The sequence below is a fragment of the Lentzea sp. NBRC 105346 genome (genome assembly GCF_030269605.1).
GTDB lineage: Bacteria > Actinomycetota > Actinomycetes > Mycobacteriales > Pseudonocardiaceae > Lentzea.
In genome coordinates this window covers 46,024-63,867 of sequence record NZ_BSTQ01000019.1, presented here as the reverse complement: position 1 = coordinate 63,867, position 17,844 = coordinate 46,024, and the positions used below count along the sequence as shown (strand labels likewise).

18 protein-coding genes are annotated in these 17,844 nt (G+C 68.5%); 9 read left to right on the top strand and 9 right to left on the bottom strand.

Annotated features, from left to right (window positions below; all coding sequences use genetic code 11):
* The first annotated feature begins 199 nt into the window (after positions 1-199).
* From QSK35_RS33745 to QSK35_RS33735, 3 genes are read left to right on the top strand one after another with little or no spacing between them, the layout of a single operon-like run.
* Positions 200-664 carry an SRPBCC family protein gene (locus tag QSK35_RS33745; RefSeq protein ID WP_285751718.1) on the top strand — a complete coding sequence of 155 codons (465 nt, stop codon included), beginning with the start codon at positions 200-202 and terminating at the stop codon, positions 662-664.
* A gap of 12 nt (positions 665-676) precedes the next feature.
* On the top strand, positions 677-1,396 hold the full coding sequence (locus QSK35_RS33740) for a SigB/SigF/SigG family RNA polymerase sigma factor (protein ID WP_285751717.1): 720 nt from the start codon (positions 677-679) through the stop codon (positions 1,394-1,396).
* Positions 1,397-1,439: 43 nt separating this feature from the next.
* The gene (locus QSK35_RS33735) at positions 1,440-1,862 is read left to right on the top strand and encodes a DUF4383 domain-containing protein (RefSeq protein ID WP_285751716.1); all 423 of its coding nucleotides are present in this window, start codon (positions 1,440-1,442) and stop codon (positions 1,860-1,862) included.
* Here the strand turns inward: QSK35_RS33735 and QSK35_RS33730 are convergent.
* Complete coding sequence (locus QSK35_RS33730; protein WP_285751715.1) at positions 1,843-2,751, bottom strand: DNA topoisomerase IB; 909 nt, start codon at positions 2,749-2,751, stop codon at positions 1,843-1,845. The genes QSK35_RS33735 and QSK35_RS33730 overlap by 20 nt on opposite strands.
* A gap of 24 nt (positions 2,752-2,775) precedes the next feature.
* Between QSK35_RS33730 and QSK35_RS33725 the strand changes: the two genes are divergently transcribed.
* From QSK35_RS33725 to QSK35_RS33715, 3 genes are read left to right on the top strand one after another with little or no spacing between them, the layout of a single operon-like run.
* On the top strand, positions 2,776-3,843 hold the full coding sequence (locus QSK35_RS33725; protein ID WP_285751714.1) for a carboxylate-amine ligase: 1,068 nt from the start codon (positions 2,776-2,778) through the stop codon (positions 3,841-3,843).
* Positions 3,844-3,846: 3 nt separating this feature from the next.
* Positions 3,847-4,557 (top strand): heme oxygenase-like domain-containing protein, encoded by a 711-nt coding sequence (locus QSK35_RS33720; protein WP_285751713.1) that lies wholly within the window; start codon positions 3,847-3,849, stop codon positions 4,555-4,557.
* Positions 4,558-4,573: 16 nt separating this feature from the next.
* Entirely contained in the window at positions 4,574-4,936 is a 363-nt protein-coding gene (locus QSK35_RS33715) for an STAS domain-containing protein (RefSeq protein ID WP_285751712.1), read from the top strand.
* On the opposite strand, the gene QSK35_RS33710 is transcribed toward QSK35_RS33715, so the two are convergent.
* From QSK35_RS33710 to QSK35_RS33700, 3 genes are all read right to left on the bottom strand, one after another.
* On the bottom strand, positions 4,887-5,225 hold the full coding sequence (locus tag QSK35_RS33710; protein ID WP_285751711.1) for a hypothetical protein: 339 nt from the start codon (positions 5,223-5,225) through the stop codon (positions 4,887-4,889). The two genes, QSK35_RS33715 and QSK35_RS33710, sit on opposite strands and share 50 nt — an antisense overlap.
* A gap of 64 nt (positions 5,226-5,289) precedes the next feature.
* Entirely contained in the window at positions 5,290-5,733 is a 444-nt protein-coding gene (locus QSK35_RS33705; RefSeq protein ID WP_285751710.1) for a nucleoside deaminase, read from the bottom strand.
* A gap of 10 nt (positions 5,734-5,743) precedes the next feature.
* Positions 5,744-8,086 carry an immune inhibitor A domain-containing protein gene (locus QSK35_RS33700; protein WP_285751709.1) on the bottom strand — a complete coding sequence of 781 codons (2,343 nt, stop codon included), beginning with the start codon at positions 8,084-8,086 and terminating at the stop codon, positions 5,744-5,746.
* Positions 8,087-8,250: 164 nt separating this feature from the next.
* Here QSK35_RS33700 and QSK35_RS33695 point away from each other — a divergent pair, with 164 nt between their 5' ends.
* Complete coding sequence (locus QSK35_RS33695) at positions 8,251-9,747, top strand: S8 family peptidase (RefSeq protein WP_285751708.1); 1,497 nt, start codon at positions 8,251-8,253, stop codon at positions 9,745-9,747.
* A gap of 23 nt (positions 9,748-9,770) precedes the next feature.
* Here the strand turns inward: QSK35_RS33695 and QSK35_RS33690 are convergent, their stop codons facing one another.
* Positions 9,771-10,919 (bottom strand): endonuclease/exonuclease/phosphatase family protein, encoded by a 1,149-nt coding sequence (locus QSK35_RS33690; RefSeq protein WP_285751707.1) that lies wholly within the window; start codon positions 10,917-10,919, stop codon positions 9,771-9,773.
* Between the two features lie 136 nt (positions 10,920-11,055).
* Between QSK35_RS33690 and QSK35_RS33685 the strand changes: the two genes are divergently transcribed.
* Positions 11,056-12,552, top strand: coding sequence for an Nramp family divalent metal transporter (locus QSK35_RS33685; RefSeq protein WP_285751706.1), 1,497 nt, complete (start codon positions 11,056-11,058; stop codon positions 12,550-12,552).
* A 1-nt stretch (position 12,553) separates the two neighbouring features.
* On the opposite strand, the gene QSK35_RS33680 is transcribed toward QSK35_RS33685, so the two are convergent.
* From QSK35_RS33680 to QSK35_RS33665, 4 genes are all read right to left on the bottom strand, one after another.
* Entirely contained in the window at positions 12,554-12,883 is a 330-nt protein-coding gene (locus QSK35_RS33680) for a TfoX/Sxy family protein (RefSeq protein ID WP_285751705.1), read from the bottom strand.
* Positions 12,884-12,887: 4 nt separating this feature from the next.
* Positions 12,888-13,061 carry a DUF397 domain-containing protein gene (locus QSK35_RS33675; protein WP_285751704.1) on the bottom strand — a complete coding sequence of 58 codons (174 nt, stop codon included), beginning with the start codon at positions 13,059-13,061 and terminating at the stop codon, positions 12,888-12,890.
* Positions 13,062-13,070: 9 nt separating this feature from the next.
* On the bottom strand, positions 13,071-13,901 hold the full coding sequence (locus tag QSK35_RS33670; protein ID WP_285751703.1) for a DUF5753 domain-containing protein: 831 nt from the start codon (positions 13,899-13,901) through the stop codon (positions 13,071-13,073).
* Between the two features lie 86 nt (positions 13,902-13,987).
* Positions 13,988-16,567 carry a CHAT domain-containing protein gene (locus tag QSK35_RS33665; RefSeq protein WP_285751702.1) on the bottom strand — a complete coding sequence of 860 codons (2,580 nt, stop codon included), beginning with the start codon at positions 16,565-16,567 and terminating at the stop codon, positions 13,988-13,990.
* 228 nt (positions 16,568-16,795) lie between these two features.
* Between QSK35_RS33665 and QSK35_RS33660 the strand changes: the two genes are divergently transcribed.
* Positions 16,796-17,842, top strand: coding sequence for a S8 family peptidase (locus QSK35_RS33660; protein ID WP_285751701.1), 1,047 nt, complete (start codon positions 16,796-16,798; stop codon positions 17,840-17,842).
* The last annotated feature ends 2 nt before the right edge of the window (positions 17,843-17,844 follow it).

Genomic DNA, 17,844 nt, shown 5'->3' with positions numbered 1-17,844 from the left:
GCGCCTCCACGTGGATCGAAGGCGATCAGTATGACCTGGATCACAGCCGTTTCGACCACTCTGCGCAGTTTTGTGATGTTCAGATGGCGATTGGTTCACCACACAGAGTAACCATCCATTGTGGACTCAACACGATGTGTAGTTCGACTGATCACGGGTACTCCCTCTGGTGACCGCAACCGACAGTCAGGAGGTTTGCGTGACCACCATTGAGAAGTCGGTGGACGTTCACGTCCCGGTGAGCACGGCCTACAACCAGTGGACCCAGTTCGAGTCGTTCCCCGCGTTCATGGACGGTGTCGAGCGCATTCAGCAGCTGACGCCGACCCGCACGCACTGGACCACCAAGATCGGTGGCGTGCAGCGCGAGTTCGACGCGGAGATCACCGAGCAGCACCCCGACGAACGAGTCGCGTGGCGCACAACGGACGGTCCGCAGCAGGCCGGCGTCGTGACCTTCCACCGGATCGACAACGAGACCACCCGCGTTCACCTGCAGATGGAGTACGACCCCGACACGCTGACCGAGAAGGCGGGCACGGCGCTCGGCGTCGTGCAGCAGCGGATCAACGGGGACATGAAGAGGTTCAAGGAGTTCATCGAGAACCGCGGCTCGGAGACCGGCGCGTGGCGCGGTGACGTCTCGCCGCCACCGCAGAGCTGAGACGAGCGTGGAGTGACGCCCGACCAACAGCGCGCCTTCGAACGGCTGGCGCGCACGCCGGACAGCTCGCCATGCAGGCAGGAGCTGCGCGAGCGGCTGGTGCGCGAGTACCTGCCGCTCGCGCGGCACATCGCGCGGCGGTTCGCCGAGCGCGGCGAGCCGCTGGAGGACCTGACCCAGGTCGCGGTGGTCGGCCTGCTCAACGCCATCGACCGATATGACGTCGGCAGGCAGACCGACTTCCTGTCGTTCGCCGTGCCGACGATCACCGGCGAGGTGCGCAGGCACTTCCGCGATCAGTGCTGGGCGATCCGCGTACCGCGCAGGTTGAAGGAACTGTGCGACGCCATCGACGGCGCGACGGTCGAGCTCACCCACCGGACCGGGCGATCTCCCACCCCCACGGAGATCGCCCGGCACCTCTCCATCCCGCTCCGCGAGGTCTACGAGGGCCTGCGCGTCGAGCGCAACACCCGCCCCGCACCGCTCGACCTGCTGGAGGACAACGAGGTCGAGGATCCGGCGCTGGAGGGTGTCGAGATCCACGAGGCGCTGCAGCCGATGCTGCGCGGGCTCCCCCGCCGCGAGCGCACGATCGTGATGCTGCGGTTCTTCGGGCACATGACCCAGACCGAGATCGCGCGCCGGGTCGGGATCTCACAGATGCACGTATCGCGCCTGATCACGAAGTCACTCGAACAGTTGCGTCGCGACCTGTTCGCAGACGAATGAATTCGGATGTGATCGGCGCCACACTAATGGTAATACTGAGTTCATGAACTTCTCCCGGCTGCGCTGGCCGCAGGTGCTCGCTCTCGGCACCGGCGGCTTTCTGCTGCTGTGGGGCCTCGCCGGCTTCCTCGTGACGGGGTTCGCCGACTTCGCCGGGCACGCCGACACGGCCGTGCTGGGTCTCCGGGTCAACCCGCTCGCCAACCTGGTGCACGCCGTCACCGGCGTCGCGTTCATGATCGTCGCGCCGGGGGTGAAGCGGCTGGGGACCGCCGCCGTGCTGCTCGCCGGGCTCTACCTCGTCATGTTCGGGATCGGCGCCGCCGACGATCCGGCGACCAACGTGTTCAACGTCAACGTGCCCAGCAACGTGCTGCACCTGCTGACCGGGTTCGCCGGGATGACCGCCGTGCAGGGCGCCGTGTGGATGAAACAGTGCGACAAGCTCAGCGCTTCAGCATCCTGAGCGTCGCGCGCTCCGGGTCGCCCCGCGTCCCGATCACCTCACCCCGTTCGAACCGCTCGACCAGCCGTGGATCCACATAGGACTTCCGCGCGACGGCCGGGGTGTTGCCCAGCTCCTCGGCGACCTCCTTCATGACCCGGCTGACCGCGCGCTTGCTGGGTTTGCCCGCGCGCGCAAACGCTTGGGCGGCGTAGACGGTGGCGTGCCAGGTCCGGAGGTCCTTCACGGAGAACTCGTCGCCGACCAGCTCGCGGAACCGGTCGTTGAGATCGTTGGCGGTCAGGTCGAACACGCGGTCGTCCTCCCCCAGCCCGCGCGTCAACGGTCGCAGCGCCCGCGCCAGATCCGGGTCGTCGACGTCCTGGGCGACCTCAACGCCGCTCTTGGCCGGGAAGCAGAAGAACACGCTCGTCGACCGGACCCGCACGTGCCGGCAGAGCAGCGTCGCCACGCCGTGGGTGCCGTCCTCGACGTACTCCTCGTGGCCGACCCGGAAGATGCCGAGATCGAGCAAGCGCAAACCGATGGCCAGCCGCCGCTTGCGACCCCGGCCCTTCATGTCCGCCTCGATCTGTTCCCGGAAGGCCGGCAGCTTGGGTGCCAGGCGCAGCACGCGGTCGTACTTCTCCTCGTCGCGTTCCTGCCGCCACCGCTCGTGGTACAGGTACTGCCGCCGGCCCGCGTCGTCGACGCCGACGGCCTGGATGTGCCCGTTCTCGAAGGGGCAGATCCAGACCTCGCGCCACGCGGGTGGAATCACGAGCGCCTTGCACCGCGCGACATCGTTGGCACCGAGTGGGTCGCCCGCCGAGTCGAGGTACGTGAACCCCTTGCCACGACGGCGTCTCGTCCATCCCGGGCCCGCCGGGTCGCTGCGTTTCATCCGCATGATCACCGGGTACCCGCTTTCGCGATGAGCGACTACACGGTCGGCGTGGAACAGGAGTTCCTGCTGGTGGACCCCGCGACTCGGCGGCCGGTGAGCCGAGCCGAGGAGGTCCACGCCGCGGCGCGCGCTCCCGAGGGGTTCGACGTGCAGTTCGAGCTCACCCCGTACCAGATCGAGATCGCGACCCCGATCGCCGAGACCCCCGAGGAGCTCGAACACCAGGTGCGCACGGCGCGGCGGGTGCTCGTCGACGCGGCGGAGTCCGTCGGCTGCCGGTTGGTCGCCGCAGGAATGCCGGTGCTCGGCGAGGCCGGTCCCCCACCCGGTACGGACGACCCGCGTTATCACCGGATCGAGTACTCCCACCGCAAGCTGATCATCGGCCAGGGCGCGTGCGGGTTGCACGTGCACGTTGGCGTCGCTGACCGCACGGAGGCGGTCCGCGCGTCGAACGCGTTGCGCCCGTGGTTACCGGTGCTGCTGGCGATGAGCGCGAACTCGGCGTTCGCCGCGGGCGAGGACACCGGGTACGCGAGCTGGCGTTCGATGATCTGGTCGCGCTGGCCGGTGAGCGGGCCGCCGCCGGAGTTCTCGTCGCCCGAGCACTACGACCGCGTGGTGGACGCGCTGGTCAGGTGCGGTTCGCTGATCGACCGGGCGATGGTCTACTGGGACGTCCGGCCGTCGGCGAAGCACCCGACCGTCGAGGTGCGGGCGGCGGACATTCCCATCGAGGCGCACGAGGCCGTCGTGCTGGCGGAGCTGATCCGCGCGATCGTCGTGATCAGCGCGCCCGAGGAATGGGTCGAGGACTCCGTGCTGCGCGCGGCGTTCTGGCGGGCGGCGCGCGACGGCGTCGACGGACTGCTGGCCGACCCGATCACCGGCGCGCTGACCCCCGGCTTCGAACACGTGGCGACGCTCATCGAGCACTGCGCTCCCGTCCTGCGGGATCGTGATCAACTGTCTACTGTGGAGCGGCACATGGAGTGGTTGCGCCACAAGGGCTGTGGCGCGGCCCGTCAACGCCGAGCGAAGGACGCCGAGTCGCTTGTGGACATGCTGATCGCCAAGACCCGTGAGGACCTGTAGCTCATGCGCCTGCCCGCACCCCGCGGCCACACGAGCGCCGCGCTGACCGCCCTGCTGCGGTCCGAGCCCGTCGACCGTCCGGCGCTGGTCGTGAGCACCGGAACCCGGCCCGTGTGGGCGGACGACGACCTGCAGCTGTCGCTGTGGATCTGCTACCGCGGTTTCGACGGCGCGCATCCCGGCTGGGACGGCCACCCGGCGCTGGCCCAGTTCCGCGCCGCCCTGGAGGTCCGCTGGGAGACCGCTCTGCGCGCGCTCGGCGCGGTCGACGCCCCGGCCGTGCGCACGTCCACCGACGCGCAGTTCTCGGAGTGGGAGCTGCACCGGTCGTTCTGGCGCCCCCGCCGGACGTACCGCTCGGCGATGCGCGACCTCGACTTCTACGGCTCGGTGCTGTTCAGCGACGCGCTGCCGGGGGTCGACGAGATGCCCGCACCGACGTTGGCCCTCGCGAACGCCGTGTCGTTGCTCGGCTCGCACCGGCGTCTGGTCGACGCCCTCATCGGCTTCCTCACCGCGGCCGAGACCCTGGCGGGCGACCCGTACGCCCAGCTCGCGATGTCACCCGGTGAGGACGTGTTGTTCGGCTTCGGTGTATGTCATTCATTGCACGCACTGTTGTGCGCGCACGTGATGGAGGCCTGGTCCGCCGGGCGTTCGTCGCTACGCGGCCGGTGGCTACCGCTGCCCGGCAGGATTAACGTGGGTTGTTGATGGAAAGGAGCCCGGAGTGCCCGACCCCACCGCTCTGGCGTCCGTGGTCGTAGACCGGATCGCGACCGATGTCGTCGTGCTGCACGTGTCCGGCGAGCTCGACACGACGAGCACGGCCGAGCTGACGAGTCCGATCAACACACACGTCGTCGAGGCGAACCGCGCCGTGGTGATCGACCTGTCCGGCGTGCGTTTCCTAGGTTCGGCCGGCCTCGAGGCCCTGGTAGTCGGTCAGCAACGCGCCGCCTCCGCGGGCGTCGAGTTCATCCTGGTCGCGGACACCCGCGCGCCCCTGCGCCCCATCGAGGCGACCGGCCTGGACTCGGTGTTCACCATCGTGCCCTCCGTCGAGCTCGCGGTGGAGCGCTACTCGGGCTGACCGCGCGAATCGCGCACCTCACCACACTGACCAGCGGAAACGTCTCGTTCGGCCGCACCACCCAGCGCCCTTCGGGCACCCGGTCGCGCCAGTAGCGGACGTCCGGCGGCGGCGTGTGCGGTCTCGTGTCCCAGCGCGCCAGGAAAAGCCACCGGTTGCCGACGCCGAGGATGGGGCCGAGTGGGCCGGCGAACGTCAGCTGGTGGCTCACCTCGCCCGCCCAGCTCATCGGCACGTCGATCGCGACCACGTCTTCGGGGAGGAGCAGCTCACCCGCTTCGATCCGCATGCCGGGCAATCTTGATCCACTCGTGTGTCACGAGTGTTTCGCCGTGCTACGCCGGTGTGCCGGGTCAGTCCTTGCCGATGTCCTCGAGCCACAGCTCGGGCCGGTTGGCGATGAACTCCTCCATCATGGACACACACCCGGGGTCGTCCAGCAGCGTGATCGACACACCGTGCTCGGCCAGCCAGTCGTGCCCGCCGACGAACGTGCGCGCCTCGCCGATCACGACGTGCGAGATGCCGAACTGACGCACGAGGCCGCTGCAGTACCAGCAGGGCGACAGCGTGGTGACCATGGTGGTGCCGCGGTAGGACTTGCGGCGCCCAGCGGCCCGGAACGCGGAGGTCTCGGCGTGCATGGACGCGTCGTCGTCCTGCACGCGGCGGTTGTGGCCGCGGCCCCACAAAGAACCGTCGCCGCCGAAGAGTGCCGCGCCGATGGGGATTCCGCCTTCGGCGAGTCCCATCCGCGCCTCTTCGACGGCGACGGCGAGCATGTCCGCTGGGGTCATGCCCGAAACACTAGCGAGTCTTGAACAACTTCACCTTCATGGACGTACCGACCTGGGAGATCACCTTGATTCCCACGCCGACGGCCGGGAGCTTGACGCCCGCGGTCGGCTGCTCGGCGAACCAGAACTGCTTGGTGTCGTCGAAGATCGGCTGCGCCGCCTGGCCGCGGACGTAGGACTCCTTGCCGTTGATGTGCAGCGTGAAGGAGTCCGACTTCTGCCGGCCGAACGTCGCGTCGTAGCCACCGACGGTCGGCGACCACATCTTGCCCTCGATGTTGTAGATCGGCGCCGGGTTGGCGTCGATCGGGAGGATCAGGCCCTCACCGGGGTGCTCGCTGGTGTTGTTGTCGAGGTGGGAGGTGTCCCACAGCGACACCAGCAGGCCGTCCTGGTAGGGGAAGTGCTCCACCCAGTCGGGCTTGTCCGGGAAGCTGTAGCGGTACGGACCGGTCTTGTTGTAGTAGCCGTACGACTCGTACGTCCGGTTGGACGCCACGTAGAACTGGTCGTACGTCTTGGTCTCCTTGCCCGCGGTGGCGCGGAAGCCCTTGAGCGTCCACGGGCCCGCGGCCTCGGCACCGTCCTGCAGGATCGGGGCACCGTCCGCCGTCACGACGATCTCGTCGGCGAAGAAGCCCTGCATCGCCAGGCCACCGTCGGTGCGGTAGGCGAAGCGCAGCTTGGTGTTCTTGCCCGCGTAGGCGTTCAGCGGAACCTGGACGTCCACCCACTTGCCACCCGACGAGCCCGAGATGGCGGGCGCGTCGCCGGAGTCGCGGATGAACGGCTTGCCGTCGACGGTGCCGTCGAGCTGCGTCCAGCTGCCGTCCTCATTGGACGCCTCGATGTAGAGGTAGTCGAAGTCCTCCTCGATGTCGAACTTCGTCTTCAACGCCAGGGCGGCCGTGGACTTCCCGGTCAGGTTGAGCGGAGTCGTCATCGAGTTGTCGAGGTCGTTGCCCTTGTCGCTCCACCACATCTTGGAGCCGGCGAGCGGCGTGCCGTAGTCGTACGTCTTGGTGACGTCCGGCAGCACCACGACGAGCCCCTGCGCCTTGCGCGAGTTGTACTCGTGCGGCCCGAGGTCGAACGTCTTCTCCTGGCCCGCGACGCCGATCTCGTAGTCCAGCCAGCCGAGCTGCAGCTTGTCCCACGCGGAGAACTCGTTGGGACGCGTGCCGGGCGGCTCGCCGGGCAGGCCCACGCGGGTCTGGCCCATCAGCGACCACCAGTTGACGCCGTTCGTGCCGCCACCGCTGGTGTCGTAGTGGTCCGGCAGACCGAGGTCGTGACCGAACTCGTGGGCGAAGACGCTGACGCCGCCGTTCTCCGGCTGCATCGTGTAGTCGCCCGCCCAGATGCCGGTGTCGCCGATCTGCGCGCCACCGAGCTTGTTGTGGCCCGGACCGGTGTTGTAGTTCTTGAACGCGTAGCCGCGGTGGCTCCAGATCGCGTCCTCGCCCTGCCACGGGTCACCATCGGCCTGGTCGCCACCCGCGTGGACGATCTGGAAGTGGTCGATGTAGCCGTCGGCCTCGTTGAAGTCGCCGTCACCGTCGTAGTCGTAGCGGTCCCACTGGTCGTAGGACGAGAGCTCCGCCTTGATCTGCTCGGTGGTCTTGCCGGCCGCCTTCTGGTCCGCGACCCACTGCGTGACCGCGTCGCGCACCAGCTGCTCGGAGTTGTTGCAGACGCTGCCCGCGCACGGGAAGCCGTTGGACCGGCCGTAGCGGGCCTCGTTGTACTTGACCTTCACCCAGTCGGTCACCGTGCCTTCGACGGTGTACCGGCCGGACGACGACTTGTCGTAGAAGTTCGCGACCGAGTTGGCGTCCTTGGCGCGCGAGAAGTACAGGTCCTGGAAGTACTGCTTGCTGAAGTCCTTGTTCCAGATCGTCGTGTTGTCGACCGTGCGGTCGGGCTCCGGGATCTGGTTGTGCAACGGACCGTCGAACCGCTTGGGACCAGGCACGTTCGGAGCCGTGTCCTTGTCCGGGTAGTCCGCGTGCCGCTCGTTGCCGAACTCGGCGAGCACGACGAAGATCTTGTCGACCTTCTCGCGCTTGAGCTCGACGTACTGGTCCTTCTTCTGCTTGCTGTCCTTGCCGATCTTGACGACGGTGCTCGCGCCGCGCTTCTCGGCGGTGGCCGCGCCGGTGAGCACCTCGGCGAGCGCCTCCTGGCGCGACGCCCGGCGCTTCTCCTCCAGCGGGTTGGGCAGCTCGTCGTCGACCGCCTGCACCGCCTGCTGGTCGTTGGGCTGCGCAACCGGCGCCGGCGCCGCGACGGCGGGCATGACGCCCACGCTCAACAGCGCGAGAGCGGCCGCTCCGGCCAGAACTCTTCGCACGAATCCCCCTCACTAACGGGTGAAAAGACAAACCGAAGGGACCGTACGTAGTCGAACGGCCGCGCAACACGTCCGAAAGTCGGGTTCAACCGCGTAGACCTTTTGGATGACGGCCACTCGGCGTATAACGATGGCGGGTCGGGGCTGATCTCTCGGGAGTCCACATGCGACGTCTCCTGACGATGGCCACCGCCCTGCTGCTGGCTACCGCCGGCGCTCCGGCCTTCGCCGCCCCCACCAGCTCGGGTTACCTGATCGGCAGCGCCTCCCCGCTCACGGCTACCCAGCTCGACCAGCTGCGCGCCGCGGGTGCCCAGGTCAAGCACGCCTACGTGAACTTCGGCGGCGCGGCCGCCGCCATCCCCAGCACCAAGGTCGCCGCCGTGCGCGCGCTGCCGTTCGTGACCTCGGTGAACGCCGACACGCCCCGCCGGCTCGCCGCGACGGGCGCGCCGGGCGCCTCAGCGCTGCCGGGCACCCCGTACTGGCACGACATCGTCGACCTGGAGAACGTCACACAGACGGGCGCGGGCGTGTGGGTGGCCGTGCTCGACAGCGGCTTCTACCCGAACTGGCGCGACTACTTCGTCGAGAGCGACATCCTCACCGACAAGGCACGCGCGTTCTCCGGTGTGCTCGGCAACGAGAACACTTCACAGTGGGACGCGGGCAGCGACCCGCACGGCATGGCCACCGCCGCCACGATCACCGGCCACCGCTTCGTCGACGACCTCAACGAGGGCGGCTGGGGCACGGGCTACGCGACCGGCTCACCGGGCACGTACTGGGTGCCGGGCGTCGCGCCGGGCGCGAAGGTCATCCCGGTGAAGGTGTGCGAGCCGATCGGCTGCTTCCCCAGCGCGATCAACGCGGGCGTCGACTACGTGACGTCGTTGAAGAAGGCCAACCCGCGCCAGCCGATCGTGATCAACGAGTCGCTGGGCGGCCCCGGCCTCGACGCCGTGGAGAAGGCCGCCCTGGACGCCGCGATCAAGGCCGGTGTCGTGATCGTCGCGTCCGCGGGCAACGAGGGCGACGAGGGCATGGGCTTCCCCGCCGCGTACGAGCCGGTCGTGTCCGTCGGCGCGGGCGGCTGGACGCGGCAGTGGACCCCGTATCCCGACAAGACGTGGTGGCTGCGCGACGTCCCCGAGACCGGCGTCGACGAGGTGTACATCGCCGGCTTCTCGTCCCGGCAGAAGACGGGCCAGTACCTGGACGTCGTGTCCACCGGCCGCTACCTGCTGCTGCCCTACCCCTGCGTGAACCTCTACAAGGACGGCCAGGTCGTGTCGAGGACGAACGTCCGCACGTGCTCCTCGAAGGCCACGCCGGACAACGCCCGGTCCGCGCCGTTCCAGTACCTGTTCATGAGCGGCACGTCGTTCTCCAGCCCGGCGGTCGCGGGTGTGGTCGCGCTGATGCTGCAGAAGAACCCGGCACTGTCCAACGCGGACGCCACCTTCGGCGTGCTGAACGACCCGGCCTCGTGGGGTCCGGGCGCGCTGGAACGGATCCTGGAGTCGTCCGCGACGCCCATCGAGCCCGGCTCGGTCACGGTGACCCACCGGGCCGGCGCCCCGCTCACGGAGACGTGGGGCGCCGACGCCACGGGTCACGGCTGGGTGTTCGCCCACGACGCGCTGGCCGCCACCCCCTGACAGGTGATGCCCTGAAGGGCACTTCACAGGTCGAGATCGACGAAGATGGCCGCGTGGTCGGACGCCGACTGCTCGGCCGAGGTGATCTCGTCGAAGATCTCCCAGTCGCGTGGCGGGTTCTGGTTCTTCGGATTGCCCCACAGGCCTTTCCGGAAGATGCCACCACCCGTCACGTGCTCGGCGAGCTCGGGCGACATGAGGATGTAGTCGAGCCGGTTGCGCAGTGAGCACGTCTCGAACGTGCCCGGCTTCGGGCCGAGGTCGAACCCGTCGATCGTCGTCGCGTCGACGATGCCGGGCATGAACAACGCCTCGAGCGTCGGGTGCTTGGGCGGCGTGTCGTCGGTGGGCCCCTTGTTCAGATCACCCAGCACGGCGACGAAGCGAGCGCCTTGCACGCGCAGCTCGTCGTAGATCTCGCGGACGCGGGCGCTCTGCCGGGTGCGCAGCGCGTCCGGGTCGCCGCCGGTCCTCGACTGGCTCTTCAGGTGGTTGACCAGCAGGACGAGTTCTTCACCGGAAGGCAGCCCGAGCCGGTAGACGGGACAGTCCCGGCTGAACAGCCGGTTGTCGTCGTCCACGTGGCTGCACACCGAGTTGATGTCGATCGCGGAGGTGCAGAACAGCCCCACGTCGATGCCGCGCGGATCGTTGCCGTCGACGAGCATGGCGTGCCCGTAGCGGCTGTCGAGCAGCTCTTCGTTGAAGCGCGCCAACGCCGGGCGGTTCTCCGCCTCGACGACGCAGAGGACGTCCGGTGCCAGCTCGGTGATGACCTTGGCCGTCATGCGGGTGGCGACCTCGTCGACGCTCTCGGTGATCAGGTCGGCCCAGCCGATCCAGTCGCCGCGGCCGTTGGCGACGATCTCGGCGGGACCCCGGACCGGCTGCTTGATGAAGTCGCCCTTGTTCTCGCGCAGCAACGCCCAGGCGTCGAAGGGCTTCTTGGTCATGACGAGCCCCGCCCTGGTGGGCACGAGGATCTTCAACGTCTCCAGGTCCTCGAGCATCTGTTCCTTGTCGCGCTCCGAGTACTTCTCGTGCTGCGCGATGCGGTTGAACCGGCCCCACGCCTGGAGCACCGGCCGGCCCTCGGCCCAGGTGGACGTGTTGAGCGCCTTGGCACGCAGGAACAGGTTCTCGACGTTGTACGAAGCCAGCCGGACGGTCATGGCGACACCCCGATTCACCCGTTGGTATTGAGGTCTCGCGTGGACATCACAGAGAGTTACAGGTATCACCCAGATGACGTAGCACGATCGCGGGCATCCTCGGGACACTGGAATGTCCACATCTGGGAGGTCGTCGATGGAGACGCAAACCCACTACCCGCTCGGAGTGAGCAGGCCACCACTGGACGTGGCCGACCTGCCGGAACCCGAGGACGTGTTCAAGGTCCGCAAGCTCGGACCGCTCCAGGTCGTCCAGTTCGTCATCGGCCCGAGCCTGATCGCGCTCGGGATCTCCATCGGCAGCGGCGAGTGGCTGCTCGGCCCGCAGGCCGTCGGGAAGTTCGGCTTCGTCGGCATCGGCTGGGTGATCACCGTGTCCGCGCTGCTGCAGACGTTCTACAACGTCGAGGTGTCGCGGTACGTCGTCGCGACCGGCGAGGTCCCGATCGTCGGCTGGGGCCGCGTGCCACCGGGCTGGAAGTTCTGGGTCCCGGTCGCACTCGTCGTCTTCTACTTCGCGTTCATCTTCGGTGGCTGGGCGGCGGGCGCCGGACAGGGACTGTTCGCGTTGATCGTCGGACGCGTGCACAGGCCGGACGAGATCGAGTACGTGCGGCTGCTCGCCATCGGGTTGCTGCTCGTCGTCTTCCTGATCACCGTGCTGGCCAAGAAGGTCTCGCGCGCGCTGGAGCTCACCAACTGGGTCCTCGTCGGGACACTGCTGCTGATCCTGCTCGCCGTCACCATCGCGATCGTGCCGGGATCGGTGTGGTGGGAGGGAGTCCGCGGTCTCGTGACGCCCGCGGCACCGCCGTCCGGCATCACCGCCACGCAGCTCGGCGGCCTCGCCGGGTTCACCGCGCTCGCGTCCGGCCTGAACTGGTACGCGATGAACCACTACCGCGACAAGGGTTACGGCATGGGCCACCGCGTCGGCTACCTGTCCGGGATGCGCGGCGGCAGGCAGGAACTACGCCCGGTCGGCGTGACCTTCCTGGACACACCGGAGAACACGTCGCTGTGGCGGCGCTGGTACCGGCTGCTGCTGATCGACCAGTGGGCGGTGTTCTTCGTCGGCGCGATGATCGGCATGCTGCTGCCGACCGTCCTCATGGCACACGTCGTCGCGACCAGCGGCCAGCAACCGACGACGGCGAACGTGCCGACGTTCGCGGCGTCGCAGCTGGGCGCCACCTATGGGCAGGGCATGTTCTACCTGATGCTCGTCGTGGGCGTGCTGATCCTGTTCTCCACGCAGCTCGGTATCTTCGAGGCGCTGGTGCGCAACTTCACCGACGCCGCGCACGCCACGTCACCCCGCCTGCGGAGGTTGATCGAAGGCGACCCGCGCCGGTTCTACTATCCCTACATGCTGGTCGTCTTGGCGATCATCGCCGGCGCCATCCACCTGGCGCTGCCGACCGAGCTGGTGCAGATCTCGGCGAACATGTCGAACCTCGGCGCGCTGGTCTTCCCGTTCGCCCTGATGTACCTCAACTCGAGGCTGCCGCGCGCGGCCCGGCCGCGGCCGTGGCACTACGTGATCCTGGTGCTGAACTTCCTGTTCTTCGGCTTCTTCTTCGTCAACTTCGTCTACGAGTTCGTCACCGGGGCCGCCCTGGTGAAGTTCTGACCTACTTCGGCGGCAGCGCCTCGACGAAGTCACGGGCCCGGTCGATCCAGTCGGCCAGCTGCTCGTCTTCGGAGACGGCGCTGCCGTCGACCACGACCCAGCCCTTCATCGGCCGGCCCGTCATGTCGAACCTCCGCGCGCCCGGCTGGGCCAAGGCATCCTCGGTCGTCTCCGGGGCGACGCGGACCATTAGGTCGTCACCGCGCACGCCTACCAGCATGTTTCCGTGCCAGAGGAACGCGAGGCCGCCGAACATGCGCTTCTCCGCCAGGTCCGGGAGGTCGCCGAGCGTCTCGCGGATCCGGTGGGCCAGGCCTTCGTCGAACGCCACGGCCTCAGGATAGGTCGAGTGCGCCCGACTTCGCCGCGTTGAGGAACACGGCCCACGCCGACGGGCTGACCGGGAGGTGGGTGGCCGGTGCCTTGGTGTCCCGGATGCCGACGCCTCGCCCCACCGCCACGCAGTCGCTGCTGTTCGGGCTGTAGCTGCTCTTGCGCCACTCGGTCATCGGGACTCCTTACGTCGCGAGGTGCGTGATCAACCTCCTCGATTGTTCCGCATCCAACGCCGTCCGATCGAGTGACTCCAAGATGTTCGTGTAAACCTTGATCGAGGCCGTGTCCTCCAGAAACTGGCTGGAGTTCTCACCTTCCACATGGACGACCGGCTGGATCCTCGCGAACTTCATCAGGTGGAACGAGCCCGCCATACCGGCGTGAGCACCGATGGACACGGGCACGACCCGCAGGGTGATGTGCGGCCGCACCAGCATCCGCAGCAGGTGGTGCAGCTGGTCGGACATCACCTCACGGCCGCCCACCTCAGCTCGCAACACCTGCTCGTGGACGTAGAAGGTGCAGACGCGTCCCCGCTCGAGGATCTCCTGCCGCGCGAGGCGCGCGTCCACCCGCAGCTCGATCTCACCCTGGGGAATGGAAGGCCACACCCGCATGACCGCCCGCATGTAGCCGGGCGTTTGCAACAGACCCGGGATCATGTTGAGGCTCCAGAAGATCAGCTCGATCGCCGCGTCCTCGTGTTCGACGAGCGTGCGTACGTTGACCGGCATGACTCCGTCGTGGAGTTGCCACCAGCCCTTCTCCCGTGACACCCGGAAGAGTTCGAGCAGGTGGGCACACTCGTCTGGCTTGATGCGGCACACGCCGAGCAGCTGAGCCAGCTCGATCTCGCTCGTGCCGCCCTTGCCGTTCATCAGGTCGGACATCTTGGCGTAGTCCCAGCCGAGCATGTCGGCGAGCATGTGATGGCCGAGGCCGCTGCGGCCTACCGCTGCGCGCAGTCCGGTGCCGAACTCGCGGCCTCGGACCGTGGAGTTTCTCCGTGGCATAGCAACGAAAGTAGGACGCGTTCGCGCCCGAACAACACACCGACGCGTCAGGTCAACCCGAAAAGGCGGTGGATGGAGGCCTTCTACTACCCCGCGCCGAAGCAGACGAAGCCGACACCGGCGGCGTAGCCGTCGTCGTCGTCCCGCTGCACAGAAGCCAACGCCTCGGACGGATTCACGCCGGCGGCCAGCTTCTGGTGCAACTCCACCATCAGCGGCGCGGTACCGAACGTCGGCACGGGCACGACCGGCGCGATCAATGTGCGGGTACCGAGACCAAGGAGTGCCGCGGTGAACCCCATCAACTCGTCACCGGGCCGCACGGCGGACTGCCCGGTGTCGCAGGCAGACAGCACGACGAGCGACGGCGGGGTGTGCAGGCGTTCGAGGTCGTAGACGGTCAACGGCCCGTCGGCCATCTCCAAAGCGGAGAACAACGGGTTGTCCACGCGGAAACTGCCGTGCGCGGCGACGTGGGCCAGGCGCGCGCCGTCCATCGCGGACGCGACTGCGGACACGGTGGCCGACGAGTCGACGAGCACCTTGGTGTCGGGGACGTGCGCGCTGATCGCCTCGACCTCGGCGGGCGCGGCGTCCAGCCGGGGGCCGGCAGCGAGAACCGACGCGCCCCCGGCGAAACTCTCCGAGGAGGCGCGCAACCACACGGTGGCGGACGGGGCGACCGTCACCTGTTGACCGAAAACGGCCCAGGGCAGGCCGTTCAACGCGCCGGTCGGCACGACGACGAGCGAACGGCCTTCGAGGCGCAGCGGGGTCAACAAACGAGCAGCCAGCAACTTGGCCGCATGGGAAGCGGACGCCCTGGCTACCGAGCGGTTCGGCATGGACTCGGGCAGCGTCACCAAACGTTGCAAGGCGAAGCGCAGCAGGCGGATCTCGCGCACGGCGTCCTCGACCGGGCCGAGCCGGTGCAGCGACGCGTGGCCGTCGGCGACCACGACGGCGAGCAAGCAGTTGTCGTACTGGACGTACTCGACCAGCGCCGACGAACCCAGGGCGAGCGCCAGCCGGGCCAGCGACGGCGGCTTGTGCACCGCTCCCCCGCCGGACACCTGCCGCGTCAGGTCGCGTACCCGTCCTTCCAGGCGAACCACCCGCGCACGCAGCGCCGAAGCGGGTTTCCCCGCGAGCAGGGTGGCCTCCAGGTCGGCCGACACCGTGCGCAGCTCACCCAATGCGTCTTCCAGGCGGGTGTCGTCGGGCGGAGACACCGGCGTCATCCGCAACGCGCCGGCGCGCCACGACTCGGCCCACGCCAGCACCCGTTCGGCCCGGCCGGACTCGACGGCCATGCGCAGGCCCTCGGCGGCCAGGGCCTTGCCCTGCGCGCCGGTGACGGCACGCAACTCCGTGGCGCCAAGGGAAACGCGATACTCGTCCAAAAGGGACAGTCCGCGTCGGAGAGCGGACGACGTGCCGCGAACGTCGCCGGAGAGCTTGCGCCGCAACGCTTCCGCGTACCAGCCGTGTACCCGCAACGCGGCCGGGCCGCGTCGGCGCGCCGACGCGGCCAGTGAGAACTGCTCGTCCGCACGCTTCTGCTGGCCGAGGTCGACGGCGACCTGACCGGCGTCGACGCGTGCCTCCAGCGCCGGGAGCCGCCAGTCCAGCGCGTCCAGTTCGTCGGCCACGCGGGTCAGGGCCAGCCGCAACGCCGGGGTCCGGTCGCCGCGCAGGACGGCGGCGTGCAGTTCCAGGAAGCGCGCGCCGGCCTCCCACAGGGTCCGCTGCTCGCGCCGGAACCCGCGGCGCGCCTCGGCCGCGTAGCGCGAGGCGTCGTCCAGTTCGCCGTCGAGCAGCGCCACGCGGGCGCGGAAGAACAGGGCCTCCGACAGGCCGAACGAGAGCTTGCGCGACCGGAGGTCGGTGATGGCGCGGTCGGCGGCGACGCGGGCCTCGTCGAGCAGCGGCACGGAGACCAGCAGTTCCAGGCGGTTCACGAGCAACGCCGGCCGCGGCACGTCGAGCCGGCGGTACACCTCGTCGGCCTGGTCGAATTTGGTCAGCGCGCCCGGCACGTCACCGCCGCGCGTGGCCATGATCCCCGCGTTCCACCAGACGTCGGCGACGGCGAGGTCCTGGCCGAGCGCCTCGTACAACGACGCGGCGACGGCGAAGTCCGCCGCTGCCTCGCGCAGACCGCCGACGTAGGACCGCACGAGGCCGCGGTTGTTGCGGGCGCGGGCCTCGCCGAGCTTGTCGCCCGCGCGGCGCGCGCCCTCGATCGCGGCGGTGTAGTCGCGCTGGGCTTCCTCGTACCGGCAGAGGTAGTGGAAGACGACGCCGCGTTGCATCACCGCGTGGTCGGCGTCCTCCCCGCGCAGCTGCGGGACGGCGAGGTCGATGGCGCGCAATGCCTCGGTGTGCTTGCCCGTGTAGGACAACACCCATGCGAGGGAAACCCGCGCGAGTGCGGCCAGCCGGGCGTGCCCGCCGGACTCGGCGATCCGGATGGAACGGCGCAGATGCCGCAACGAACCGGCGAAGTCGTGCAGTTCGCGCATGGACAACCCGATTGCGCGCTCGGCCGTGGACGCCTCGGCGGTATCGCTGGTTCGCCGAAGCACGGAGCGTGCCATCTCGATGGCCTCGCGGGGGTTGCGCTGTCTGGCCTCCAGCGCGTCCTCCGCGGAAAACTCGGTCACCTCGCCACTTTATCGGCTGTGGTAGCTTGATCAAGCTCGGTCGGGGTGCCCGTCAACGCTGCTAGTGAGGCCGTTGTGTCGATATCAGGGGAACGCGCGGAACTTTACGATAGAGCATTTGACGAATATGTCGCAAAAGACGAGAACGTCAGTCTTTTCGCTGAACAGGGACGTGAGTTTCTTTTCCGTCCGGGACAGCTACTGGTCAATGAGGTGGATCGCGATCGCGTGATCCGAAAGCTCCGGGAAAACGGCTTCGTGGTCGAAGTCGGCAAGGGTTTCGCGGGAATGGCGCGCCTGCTCCTCCCGCAGAATCCCGAGGACATCCCGCGCATCGTCCGGCTGTTGCGCGACCCGCGCACGTGGCCCGGCGAGCGCGTGCCGTTCGTGCAGCCGCACCACTGCGTCGTCGGCCACGGCGGCAACGTGCACGGCCACCCCGGCGACCGGCCGAAGCCGGCGAAGCCGCTGGAGAAGCCGAAGCCGGACGAGAGGTACAGCAAGGTCATCGTCGGCGTGATCGACACCGGCATCTCCAAGAACGCCAGCACCGACCACCCCGAGTGGTTCGCGGGCCGGTACGCGCTGGAGGCCGACGACATCGACCTGGCCTACGACCACGCGGACTTCTTCGCGCTGCAGGGTGGGCACGGCACGTTCGTCGCGGGCGTGGTCGAGCAGGCGGCGCCCGGCGTGCGGTTCAACCCCGAGGTGGGCCTGGACCCGCAGGGCATCGGCGACGAGGAGACCATCGTCAACCTCATCGCGACGCTCGGCCCGACGGTCAACATCCTGAACCTGTCGCTGGGCTGCTTCACCCAGGACGACGTGGCGTCCGAGCCGATGCGCACGACGATCAACAAGCTGCCGCGCGACGTCGTGGTCGTCGCGTCCGCGGGCAACCAGGGCACGACGCGCCGCAGCTACCCGGCGGCGATCCGCCAGGTGGTCGCGGTGGCGGCGCTCGCGGAGAATGGCGACGGCTCGATCGTCCCGGCCTGCTACAGCAACCACGGCGACTGGGTGGATCTGTGCGCGATCGGCAACCGCACCAGCACCTACCTCAAGGGCGAGTGGCAACTGCCGGGTGAGCCGGCGCCGACGCCGTTCGACCTCTTCGCGTACTGGGCGGGAACCAGCTTCGCGGCCCCGTACGTCTCAGGTCGTATCGCGGCGACGATGGTGGACAACGGCCTGACGGCGCCGCAGGCACGCGACAAGCTCCTGTACTCGGGGCCGGAGTTCCACCCCGGATACGGGGTTTTCATCAAGTAGTT

Coding starts and splice junctions, on each gene's coding strand:
- QSK35_RS33735 (WP_285751716.1), top strand. CDS start 1,440: ATGAACTTCTCCCGGCTGCGCTGGCCGCAGGTGCTCGCTCTCGGCACC.
- QSK35_RS33730 (WP_285751715.1), bottom strand. CDS start 2,751: ATGCGGATGAAACGCAGCGACCCGGCGGGCCCGGGATGGACGAGACGC.
- QSK35_RS33725 (WP_285751714.1), top strand. CDS start 2,776: ATGAGCGACTACACGGTCGGCGTGGAACAGGAGTTCCTGCTGGTGGAC.
- QSK35_RS33720 (WP_285751713.1), top strand. CDS start 3,847: ATGCGCCTGCCCGCACCCCGCGGCCACACGAGCGCCGCGCTGACCGCC.
- QSK35_RS33710 (WP_285751711.1), bottom strand. CDS start 5,225: ATGCGGATCGAAGCGGGTGAGCTGCTCCTCCCCGAAGACGTGGTCGCG.
- QSK35_RS33705 (WP_285751710.1), bottom strand. CDS start 5,733: ATGACCCCAGCGGACATGCTCGCCGTCGCCGTCGAAGAGGCGCGGATG.
- QSK35_RS33695 (WP_285751708.1), top strand. CDS start 8,251: ATGCGACGTCTCCTGACGATGGCCACCGCCCTGCTGCTGGCTACCGCC.
- QSK35_RS33690 (WP_285751707.1), bottom strand. CDS start 10,919: ATGACCGTCCGGCTGGCTTCGTACAACGTCGAGAACCTGTTCCTGCGT.
- QSK35_RS33685 (WP_285751706.1), top strand. CDS start 11,056: ATGGAGACGCAAACCCACTACCCGCTCGGAGTGAGCAGGCCACCACTG.
- QSK35_RS33675 (WP_285751704.1), bottom strand. CDS start 13,061: ATGACCGAGTGGCGCAAGAGCAGCTACAGCCCGAACAGCAGCGACTGC.
- QSK35_RS33670 (WP_285751703.1), bottom strand. CDS start 13,901: ATGCCACGGAGAAACTCCACGGTCCGAGGCCGCGAGTTCGGCACCGGA.